The sequence below is a fragment of the Burkholderia sp. BC1 genome (genome assembly GCF_052683555.1).
Window position 1 is genome coordinate 1 of the sequence record NZ_JBQYLP010000111.1, and the last position, 10,716, is coordinate 10,716.

Annotated in this window: 10 protein-coding genes; 4 read left to right on the forward strand and 6 right to left on the reverse strand. The window is 62.6% G+C overall.

Going from position 1 to position 10,716, the window contains the following annotated elements; all coding sequences use genetic code 11:
- Positions 1 to 116: 116 nt before the first annotated feature.
- The 4 genes from ACSHSS_RS28675 to ACSHSS_RS28690 all read right to left on the reverse strand — a co-directional run bounded on the left by ACSHSS_RS28675 (position 117) and on the right by ACSHSS_RS28690 (position 3,744).
- Positions 117 to 1,472: a metallophosphoesterase family protein gene (locus ACSHSS_RS28675; RefSeq protein WP_445545840.1), complete on the reverse strand. Its 1,356-nt coding sequence runs from the start codon at positions 1,470 to 1,472 to the stop codon at positions 117 to 119.
- Positions 1,473 to 1,552: 80 nt separating this feature from the next.
- Positions 1,553 to 2,038, reverse strand: coding sequence for an NADAR family protein (locus ACSHSS_RS28680; RefSeq protein WP_445545841.1), 486 nt, complete (start codon positions 2,036 to 2,038; stop codon positions 1,553 to 1,555).
- 168 nt (positions 2,039 to 2,206) lie between these two features.
- The gene (locus tag ACSHSS_RS28685; RefSeq protein WP_445545842.1) at positions 2,207 to 3,481 is read right to left on the reverse strand and encodes a recombination directionality factor; all 1,275 of its coding nucleotides are present in this window, start codon (positions 3,479 to 3,481) and stop codon (positions 2,207 to 2,209) included.
- Complete coding sequence (locus ACSHSS_RS28690) at positions 3,478 to 3,744, reverse strand: DUF7696 family protein (protein ID WP_445545843.1); 267 nt, start codon at positions 3,742 to 3,744, stop codon at positions 3,478 to 3,480. The genes ACSHSS_RS28685 and ACSHSS_RS28690 overlap by 4 nt, the downstream gene beginning before the upstream one ends.
- A gap of 616 nt (positions 3,745 to 4,360) precedes the next feature.
- Here ACSHSS_RS28690 and ACSHSS_RS28695 point away from each other — a divergent pair.
- The 3 genes from ACSHSS_RS28695 (at position 4,361) to ACSHSS_RS28705 (ending at position 6,725) form a co-directional block, all read left to right on the forward strand.
- Entirely contained in the window at positions 4,361 to 4,969 is a 609-nt protein-coding gene (locus tag ACSHSS_RS28695) for a DUF1845 domain-containing protein (RefSeq protein WP_124902149.1), read from the forward strand.
- 944 nt (positions 4,970 to 5,913) lie between these two features.
- Positions 5,914 to 6,321: a bactofilin family protein gene (locus tag ACSHSS_RS28700; RefSeq protein WP_124902151.1), complete on the forward strand. Its 408-nt coding sequence runs from the start codon at positions 5,914 to 5,916 to the stop codon at positions 6,319 to 6,321.
- On the forward strand, positions 6,318 to 6,725 hold the full coding sequence (locus tag ACSHSS_RS28705) for a hypothetical protein (protein WP_445545844.1): 408 nt from the start codon (positions 6,318 to 6,320) through the stop codon (positions 6,723 to 6,725). The genes ACSHSS_RS28700 and ACSHSS_RS28705 overlap by 4 nt, the downstream gene beginning before the upstream one ends.
- 121 nt (positions 6,726 to 6,846) lie before the next feature.
- Here ACSHSS_RS28705 and ACSHSS_RS28710 read toward each other — a convergent pair whose 3' ends face one another.
- Positions 6,847 to 8,568, reverse strand: a complete 1,722-nt coding sequence (locus tag ACSHSS_RS28710; protein WP_445545845.1) for an ATP-dependent helicase — start codon at positions 8,566 to 8,568, stop codon at positions 6,847 to 6,849.
- Between the two features lie 17 nt (positions 8,569 to 8,585).
- Entirely contained in the window at positions 8,586 to 9,479 is an 894-nt protein-coding gene (locus ACSHSS_RS28715) for an ATPase (RefSeq protein WP_445545846.1), read from the reverse strand.
- Between the two features lie 217 nt (positions 9,480 to 9,696).
- On the opposite strand from ACSHSS_RS28715, the gene ACSHSS_RS28720 reads away from it, so the two are divergent.
- Positions 9,697 to 10,716 (forward strand): ISL3 family transposase (locus ACSHSS_RS28720; RefSeq protein ID WP_445545847.1); only part of this gene is annotated, 1,020 nt, incomplete at its 3' end.

The following is a 10,716-nucleotide window of genomic DNA, read 5'->3' on the forward strand; positions in this document are numbered from 1 at the left end:
ATGATCACGATCCGCCGAAATGCGTGATCACGTTCGCCGGAATACGCAGCCACACGGGCTATCGGAACACGGCTAGTGTTCGAAAGTGACGGAATGCAAACCGTCCATGGGCAAAGCTACGCCGCAAACAGATCGTCGCTGAGCCAGGATGGTTCGTCAGCGACCGGCGAGATAGTCGCCATTGTGGCCAGCGACAAAGCCGGCTCGACGATGGGCGTGCCGGACTGACCACGAGCGGGCTCATCAGCACTGGCTAAACGCGCCAGGGTCGCTTGCGCGATCGCGTCGGGTTCGCCGGCCTCGAGCAGCTGCAGCCGATCAACCAGCGGGACAGCATCGACGTCGGCCAGCTCACACCATCGGGTTAACTTCGCGTCGACCGTCGGCGCCGTGCTGATCCCTTCTGCCCGGCTACGCATGACAGGAAGCACGCGCGGCTCGAGCTTCACGCCGGCGGCCGTCGAGAACATCGCTTCGATCGCCTTGCGGTCGACCAGCTGCTTATGCTCTTCGTCGATCTGCCAGCGGATACGCACGAACTTCCCGGCGGACGCGGCCGCGAGTGCTATCAGCTCGATCGTGTCAGGCGGCCCGTCAAAAGCAACAGAGACCATTTCACGAGATGGCGTCGGAACCAGCGCCGCATGGGCTTCGGTCGCCGAGACTTCCCACGAAAGGTAACCCTTGTTGCCGAGCTCGCCGTAGTGGAAGCGTCCGATCGAACCCGGATACCCCACGAGGCGGCCCTCGCGCTCCCACGTCTGGTACCTGTGGATGTGACCCAGCATGAACGCCGAGCACTCCGCGCCAAACAGCGCACTCAGGCTGAATTCGTGGTCGAATCCTGCCATCGTGACACCGTGTTCCGTCTGACAACCGTTCACCGTGCCGTGCGACACTCCGATCGTCGGGATGCCTTCCGCTCGAAATGCCGCATTGATCCGGCCGGCAGCAGCGAGGAACCCCGCGAGGGTATCCGCGAGATCTGTCGACGCCGCCAGCGACCCGACGCGCAGCGCCAGCTCTGCTTTGTTCATCGTCGGAAGACAGGTAAAGACCGCTTCGGGCTCGCTGTACAGATGGTGTTTCACCTCGTCCTCGTCGAACACCGCCCCACGCGAGAACCAGAAGTTTCCGTCGTAGAGAGCGACCTGACAGACGCGGTCCGCAATGGCCACCGGATACCGCGCGCCCATCAGCGCGAAGTTGTCGAGTGTCCCGGGCGGCTCGTGTGAGAACGTGCCCTGCAGCATCAGCACCGGCATCGCTTGCGCAAGTCGGTGCACCTGAGTCGCGAGTGCGTTCAGCGCCGGCGCATGGGCGTCGAGCCGATGGTCAGTCGAATCACCGCTGATCACCGCCACCTGGGCCTCGCGCGCTATCGCGTCACCTACCGCATGCGAGAAGCACCGGTCCGCCTCATCGAGGTTTTCAGGCGCGTAATGCAGGTCAGAAAAATGCGCGATTTTCATCAACGCCTCCAGAAAATTAAAAGGCCACCCGAAGGCAGCCAGAGATAGGTCTGCGCCGGCATCCGGCGCAAGAAGGAAAGTTACGACCGAGAAAGCGCGTCCCGCACGTGCATGAGCGCCTTGCCGAGCAGGTTCAACCCCTGCCAAGCGGATGGATCAGCGATGCGAGGATCCTGTTCGCCGAGCCCGACGCCCCAGATCCGGTCATACGGGCTCGCCTCGACCAGGACCGACGTCCCGGTCGCGCGCAGCGCATTCGCGAGAGCCTCGTTTTGTCGAAACTTCTCACGACAGCCGACGAACATGATCTTCTCGCGCGCCGTAATCCAACGAGCCTCGTCGAAACCGCGCACCGAGCGGCCAAGCCGCTTCTGCTCGCGTGGCGATGTCGACGACAGGATTGCTTCCGCTGTTGCGTGGTCATCGAACAGCATGGCCTTCGCGTACATCATGAATTGTTTGCCACAGTTGAAGGTGACTTCGTGGAACGTGAAACTGCACGGGTGCCAATTACTGAACGCGTCGGCGGCGCCGAAAAACGCCGTGATGTTGCCGATCCGGCGCATGGGATCCTCCAGAGGGATGGGTCAAAAAGATAGCCGCTTGCGCGGACGATTTCGATGCGTGGAACACGCGGTCGAAAGCACTTGAGCAAATTGTTTTGCTGAAGGGCTCTCCGGATCGCGCTGTAGAAAAGGACACCGGCCCCGAAGGGCCGGCGAAAGGGGTGTCATTTACGTGCCGTGGAACGACTCGACCGCGGCGCCGATTTCGCTTTGAAGTGAAGCCGGGTCCTCCAGCGCCGTCGTCAGCCTCGCGATCATCTTGTCGACGTCGGTGGGCCGTTCCACCCAGCCGCGTCCGAATCGGAAGTGGCCGTAGATGCGAAAGGCCTTGCGCTGGTCTTCCTCAACGAAGCGAAGGCGCTGCAGCAGGTCCTGCACGCGATGGCGCTTTTCGTCCATCGACTCGGGTGGACCGTCGCCGGCTACAGCCTGATCAGCGCGCATGGCGGGGCTTTCTCCCTCCGACGGGTGAAGCTGAATCACTGTGCTGCCAGAGTCAGGCAGTGTGGGGCGCCCGGCGCCTTCGATCGCTGCCGTGGCGTCCTCGGCACCGTCGAGCAGTGCACCAATGTCGATATCCGCATCGAGCACGGTCAGCATCTGCATCTGACGCACCGCGTCGCCCGCCTCGTTGATACGCGTGATGTCGAATTCCCGCTTCGAGATCCAGAACTTCGTGCCCGTCAGCTTGCCGCGAGCCAGCTGGACCGTCTTCATCGCCGCGTATGCTTTCTGCAGGACGTAGATCGAGTTCGTCGGAAGTTCAATCAAACCCAGTCCCTTGATATCGGGAATGGCGAAGATGAACTGGGCACCGAGGTTGCATTGCCGGCTTTGGTACTGCGGGCATTGCTCGGGGTTGCAGATGCCATCGGGAATCGCATCATCCTGCCGGAAAATCACGTCGCGGCCGCCGAAATGGCGAGTCGCACGCTGCGCCCGCGGATCGCGCTCGACCTTCGCATACGTCTTGCAGTAGCGCAGACCATCGGGTCCGTACTGCGAGAAGTACTTCCGACCGCTCGAGCCCCACGCCGCCATCTCATTCGGGATGTTTTGCATCCAGTCGTTGAAGGCGAATAGGACGGGGAAGCGGTAGAGCCGGATGCCCTGCCCTCGATCCTCACCGTAGAGCCGGAGAATCTCGTCAGCGACGGCCGGATTGTTGAAGTCCGAGCGCCGGCAGGTGAAGTAGTCGGTGTTACGCGGCGCCAGCGCATTCCTGAGTCGACAACGGGACTCGATCGCCTTGCCGATCGTCTCGAACGAGTCGCCGGCAGCCACCATCGCTTCGTACAGCGCAACCGCATCCGGATTGCCCCGGGCTGACGACGTAAGTACCTTGATGCCGGGCCGGATCTTCCCGATCACGGGCGGGCGCATCGCCCGCTCTTCGACGACGCTCCGTACGGGGCCGCCTGCCAAACTGACAACTGCATTCATGATGGTTTCCTTGCAAGTTTGAAGATCGCCTGGGTACGCAACGCATCCGCCGATTGCTCGAGCGCGTTGGCAGCCGCCTCTCCGCGGCGGTTGGCGATACTGGACAGAAAAATCCGGCGGTCGGAGTCGGTGAACATCGCGACCTGGGCCACTTCGCAACGCTCCCGCCAGGCGGGTGTCGTCGTGTCGGTGGTCGACCTTTCCTCGGCGATCGTTTGACTGATCACGTCGGCAATCCGGGAATTGAGACGATTGGGAAGCACACGCACCTCCGGGACAGAAAAAAGACGAAAAAAAAGCGCGTTCCTCGGCAGAGGAACGCGCTTCGCGGATTCGGTTAAATGACCCAAGCACCACGTCCCTTCCGGGGACGTGGTGCTCAGGGAGCCGGTCGGCTCATAGAAAGGACGTTAGGTCGTCCTCGCACAGCATGGTCACGCTGTGCTACAGCCCATTTTCGGAAGTGCCATTCCGACGCAGGTTCACGGCTCAGTCGACTACAGTCGTTCTACCCAGACAGAGGCCTGGAGAGAGACACCCGATGTCCGGGGTCGAACGACGTCGCGGCGCAATTGAATGCGGCCAGCAACGAGTTTTATGACTGAAATGGGGAGCACGGGCGAGGCGCTCATCAGAAAGGAATTCCACACTGGTTGCCAACCAGTCGGAGCATGCCCATAGGCACGGCTTGTACAAAAGATGGACTTCGGCCAGCGAAGTCAAGGTCGATGCGTCAGGGACGCGAGAAGTAGAGTCAGTATCGCGAATATCTCCGCCCGCATTCCCCGAAAAGCTCACGAAAACAGGCTCGCTTTTGCCGGTACGCACATCAAGTGCCTCGCTCAGAATCATCGATGAGAGAGACCACCCGAAAAAATCATGTCTGCCGTTCTCGAACCACCGCACGAAGGGCGCGGGCAACCTGACACGCCCACGCAAAACACCCCGCCCACCGACGAGTCGCCGGTGCGCCTCGCCACGTCGACCGGATTGAAGCCAATCCAGCGCCTGACGAGCGACAGCCGTATCGACAAGATCGTGCCGGATTCCGATGCGGTCACGATCCTGCACTACAGCTCTGTCTTCGCACGCACGTTCATCCGAAGCGACTACAACTTCTGCGCGGCCAAGATCGCCGTTGCGCGCGGCGGCAAGGTACTGGCCGTCCAGACCGCCCTGAGGGAAACCGCCGACTGGATGCGGAAAGCCACCGCGTGGGTCGAACGGCACAACGCGCGCGCGCTCACTTTCCCTTACGAACAGATCGAATTGAAGGTGACGCGGCCGCTGGCCGGCCTGCTGGTCAGGTGCCTGACTCAATACGACCGCCTGTTCGTCGCGTCGATGGAGGCGCAGCTCGCGGAGAAAATCACGCCGCAGGACCGGGCCAACATCCTCAAGAACGCCGAGGGCCGGATCCTGCACGTGAGAACCGTGTGCATCCCGGACAACGACCGATACGACGCCGACGGCTCCGCACGAGACTGACGCGACAGCACCTGCAGCACGACGCCACCGGCTTGACATTGAAATCCGGTGAATAAGCTCGTCTTGAGCCTGCCGCGCCTTCAAACGCTGTCGCGGTATGCCGATCATCCACGGAGGAAATCTTGGACATTCGAGAGATCCAGGCGCTACATGCCCAATACTCGTCGCAACCGGTCGTCATCGACATCAACAGCCACGTCCGGGCGCTCCCTGCTCCTGACCGACAGGAATCGACGCGCGAGCGCGTCACCGCTCGACTCTCTTCTACCGGTCGAAAACTCGGCCGGCCGGCCGCGATCGTCCTTGCTGTCGTAGCGGGGGCGGGACTCACGGGCGTCAGCGCGGCGAAGCTCTGGCACGCGCTCCATCCGCCGCAGGCGGTCGTACACGTTGAGCGGTCGACCACACAAACTCCGGTCACTCCTCCGGCGCCCTCAGCGGCTTCGACGACGCGCGGCTCCCAACGGCCGCTCACCAGTGCGGACTTTACCGAGCCGACCGCCGGCATGCCGGCCGACCGGCCCCGCGTCGACGTGCAAGCGCTGCGGACCGGGGACGCTGACGGATCGGCGCCATCGGCTAGCGCCGCTGCGCCCGTGACCGATTTGGAAAGGGCCGCCACGTCGCCGATCCGAGCCGCGCGCGCGGCCTCGAATCCGGCCGCAAGCCAGCGACAGGTCACAGCCGTTCAAACGCCCCCGCCGACACCGCCCGCAGCGACGTCAGCACCCGTCGCGGCACCGCCCACGGCGCAGCCGACTGAGCAGCCAAAACCCGCCCCGCGCAGGCTCCATCGTGCACCGGTTCGGCCGCGCCAGGAGCCGGCTACCACCGAGGCGACAGCATCCACACCGCATAACGAACCCACGAAGACCGAGCACTCCCCGAAATCTTCGACGCCCGCCAAGACCGGCGACGTTCCACTGTTCTGAAAGAGGCACACCATGAAAGCGAAACCGAACAACGTGACGGTCCTCATGCCCGGCCTGGTCGTCGAAGGCAACATGATCCTCGACCATGGCCTGAGCGTATTCGCCCTCGCAAACGGCGACATCATTTCCACCGAGGGCCTGCTGCACGTCGGGGCCGGCGGTATCGTCAAGGGCAAGGTTCAGGGCGAAATCGTCCGGATCGATGGGCTCGTGGAGGGCGACGTCCATGCTCGCGACATGCTCGAAATCAACGGCCGTGTGCTCGGGAACGTGTTCTATTGCGGCACGATCCGGCTCGGCCAGCACGCCGCACTCAATGGCCAACTCCGTCGCGTATCTCGCGAGCTTGTGATCGAAAACACACCCACCGATCGCGAGGCCGCAGCCGAGCGTCTCGAATCCCGAGGTGCCGCTCAATGACGACGCTCCGCCGGCTTCATCGCGTTACTGACATCACTGTTGCATGTGCTTGGACGATCCCGGTGATCATCTTCACGGGATACATCCTCTGGAGTCTCGTGCCCTTCTTCCAAGACGACGTGAGCTCGCAAATCGCCTGGGTCATACAAACCGCAGCTTACTTTTGCGTTCGAGCCGTCACCGGCGTATGGACCAGACAATGGGACTTTTTCCCGATCAGCTTCGATCAATGGGATCTCATCGAATGGGCATTGCTCTACTTCTATGGATTTGTTATCGATCTCGCTCTGGCGTCCGTGGTGCTTCAACTCGGTTCAGTGACAACCCTTTACCTCAATCGCAGCGCGTTCGCGGTGGCGGTTCGGATCCGGCGCTCGAGACGTGAGAAGGTCGGAGTTTCGTAGCCACATCACGACCGCGACCGACGCACCTCCCTCCCGGCCGACACCCGCGATTCTGTGCCGTATTCTCGTATCGGTAAACAAGGGCGAGTGACAGGTCTGAAGTCGCCCCAGTCCGGCCGCCTCATGCGGCCGAATTCTGTTCGATCCCGGACTCAATCACAAAACGCGAGACGGGGTTCTTCTTGATCGACGAGATGGTCAGGCTATCGCGAGCGCGCGTCATCGCGACGTAGAAAAGGCGCCGCTCCTCCGATTCCGGGCTCTTTTCATCAGGCACCACGCCCTCCTCCGATCGGCTGATCCACACGTGGTCGTACTCGAGCCCCTTCGAGCTGTGCATCGTCGTCAGCACCAGGACGCCGTCGCCAGGCTTGTTGTTGTCGCGCTTCAGGAACTCGATACGCTCGGTAAAGGATCCGTTCAGGCGACTCACTATGTCGTAAATGCACTGGATCGCCCGAATCGCGACGTCACCCTTGGCATACGTCATCATCCATTCGTAGACGCCTTCCAAGGCGAGCGAGTGGAACGATCTCTGGCAGAGCACCTGCCACTCGCCCAGCCGCTTCATGAAGGCCCGATATGCCGTCGCGGTGTCATCGCGCAGCCCGAGGCCGACGAGCTCCTGTTTTTGCATCTGGACGAAGGCGGCGCCCATGCGCTTGTGCAACGCGCCGAGGTCGTAGGAGCTCATGCCCATGTAGCCCAGGACGGCGTCGATGCCGTTCTGCTTGTGGCCTTCGACCACCTGCAGCAGGTTGCACATCAGCGCGGCCTGCGGTTTGTTGAGCACCGATCCGCCCGACGCCCGGTAGTACGGCACGCCGTGCGATCGGCACACAGCCTCGATCGGATCGAGGATCCGGTTCGTTCGCGCGAGGATCGCGCAGCTTGCGCCGGCAGCGAGTCTCGGTTGAAGCGCCTCGACGGCGGCCACCGCGTCGCCATACTCATCGTCGAACCGCCGCGCCGCGATCGCCCCGCCAGCGCCCCGCGCGGCATGAAGGATCTTCGGCATCCGATCGACGTTGTTCTGGATCACCCGGTCGGCGGCCGCCAGGATCTCCGCGCGACAGCGATAGTTGCTACCCAGCACCACGCGTTGCGCCTCGAACGTGCTCGCAAAGCTCTCCATGCCGCGAAAGCCGAGTGCGGCCCGGAACCCGTAGATGCTCTGGTCGTCGTCGCCCACGACCGTGACGTGCGTGCCCGCGCGCGCGTGCAGCTCGACCCACCGGAACTGCAGCGGGTCCGTATCCTGGAACTCGTCGACGAGCAGATCGGTGAACCGATACGGCTTGATGTCCTCGCTCTGCATCCGCTCGACGGCGAGGCGCAACATGTCCTGGAAGTCGATCTTGCCGTTGCGTTCGAGCGCGTCCTGGTAAGCGGTGTAGAGCGTGGCCTCGGCCGAACCCTCATCAGCTCGACCGAAGTTCGTCTTGATCCGCTCGATGATCGGCACAGCCTCTTCGACCTTCCAGTCATACCCGAGCTCGGCAAGCACGCGCCCAAGCATCCCGAGGCGATCGCCTTCCGATGCGATGTCCGGCCGCCCGCGGCCGGGCCGTTGCAGCTGCTTGTACGCGAGCGAGTGGAAAGTGCCGGCGATCAGCCGGCGTTTCGCATCCTGCGGCGCCAGCGCGAGAATGCGCTCGCGAAGTTCGACGGCCGCATCCTTGCTGAAGGTGACGGCGCCAACCACCGCCGTCGGGTCCTGCAGCAAGAACGCGGCCTTCGTCGCACTCATCTTGGTCTTGCCCGCGCCCGGGCACGCGATCGCGAGGCAGTGGCGGCGCAGAAGTGCCACCTCGCGCTGTTGGGGATTCAACTCGTCGAGCATGGCACCGGTCTTCCCGATCAGTTACCGCGAACGGTGTTCATCAGCTTCAGGTGGGTCGTGTAGCCGCGCAGGCCGACCGGGTGGAACTTGCGCAGGAAGCGCGCGGTCTCGTCGTCGACGTCGGACTGGTCACGAATCCCGTTCCAGACGAGGAAATCGAAGTGATCCATAACCTCGTCGAACTTCAGGATCACGGAGAGCAGGCGCATCGAGAACCGCGAATATGCCTCGACTTCGATATCGAGCGACGGTTTCGTCACGGTCGGCGCGAAGACTGTCTCGCCGCGATCGCGCATCTCCGTTTCGGTCTTCACGCGGAAGCCCTGCGCGACGTCGAGCTGTTCGTTCACATAGGCTTCGAGCTGGTCGAGCTGCTTCTCGAACCACGTGCTGACGATCCCCTGCTCGTTCGCGCCGTACGTCGCGCGACCGAATCGCTGCATGTTGATCGTCATCCGGTTCAGGTACGGCCACCACTGCTCGAACAGCGGCCGAAGGCGCGTGTGTTTCATCGTGACCCGCGCGGTCACGACCGCGGCGCCCGACAGTTGCTTGTTCATCAGCTCGCGACCGATCTCGCGACGCCGCTGGATGATTCGCGCGCGCTCTGCGGGCGACAGGTCGCGGAACAGCGTGCGGGTGCGCGCCACCTCTTCGAGCTTCTGCTTCGCTTCATCGATGCTGATCAGCCCTTCGCGCTGCAACACGTTGGCCGAATTCTCCATCTCGTCGAGTTCCCGCTCGACTTCACCATCGTCCGCGCCGTCGGTCGTCTGCCGGGCGTCACCCTCAACCAAGCTACCCTTGACTGCTGATACTTCGTCGCCCGCCGGCGGGAGTACGGCCACGTGGCCAGGTGCCACGTCCGCGGTATCGGTGCCGACGTGCGCTTCTTCGTTGATCGTGCTCATGTGGATCCTTTCTGGTTGACTAACCGCACGTGCGGCTTGCGTCTATTCTTGCGGGCCTATGCTGCGACGGACGTCCAAAACGTGAACGATTTCGCGCGGCTTTCGCGGCCGCCGCGAAACGCTGGACGAAAAAAAAGGTTCATCGCAGGAAACCGTGGAGGGTTTGAGAGCGATTGCGTAACCTGACGCCTGACTTTAAGGACGTCAGGAGATGCAATTGCTCGATCGAAAGGCACTTCAGGCACTGGGCTGCTGGACGGATTACCGACTGGAGCGTGTGGAATGGCCGGAAGGCGAAGGCCGCACGCTGTCGCTGTATTTGAAGCCGGTCAGCAAGATCATGTACTGCGAGCAATGTGGGGCACGCTGCCAGCAGATCCACGAGACGACGGTTCGTCGGGTGCGTGACTTGCCGCTATTCGAATACCGGGTGGTGTTGCATGTGCCTCGTCGCCGGGTCTGGTGCGAACGCTGCGGCGGCCCGCGACTGGAGAAGCTGGCGTGGTTGGGCCGTTACCAGCGAGTGACGGAGCGCTTCGCCAAGGCTTGCGAGAAACTGCTGCAAGCGGCCAGCGTACAGGCGGTGGCGGCCTTCTACGATCTGGGCTGGCACACGGTCAAATCGATCGACAAGATGCGCCTGCGGGCGCGCGTGAGCGAGCCCGATTGGTCAACGATCCGCTATCTGGCGATGGACGAGTTCGCGCTGCATAAAGGTCATCGCTACGCCACGGTGGTGGTCGACCCGATCAGCCGGCAAGTACTCTGGATCGGACCGGGACGCTCGCGTGAGACGGCCCGGGCCTTCTTCGAACAGCTTCCCGAAGGCGCGGCCAAGCGTATCGAAGCGGTCGCGATCGACATGACCACGGCCTATGAACTCGAAATCAGGGAACAGTGTCCGCAGGCGGAAATCGTCTTCGACCTGTACCACGTGGTGGCCAAGTACGGCCGCGAAGTGATCGATCGGGTGCGGGTCGATCAGGCCAATCAACTCCGACATGACAAGCCAGCCCGCAAGGTTCTGAAGTCCAGCCGCTGGCTGTTGCTGCGCAACCGCCACAACCTCAAGCCGGATCAGGCCGTGCACCTGAAGGAATTGCTGGCGGCCAATCAGGCGCTGTTATGCGTCTACGTGTTACGCGACGAGCTCAAGCGGCTCTGGTTCTACCGAAAGCCGGCCTGGGTGCGGATTTCGGCGATGGTGATCAATCGTTTCGGCGAACGTGATCAGTCT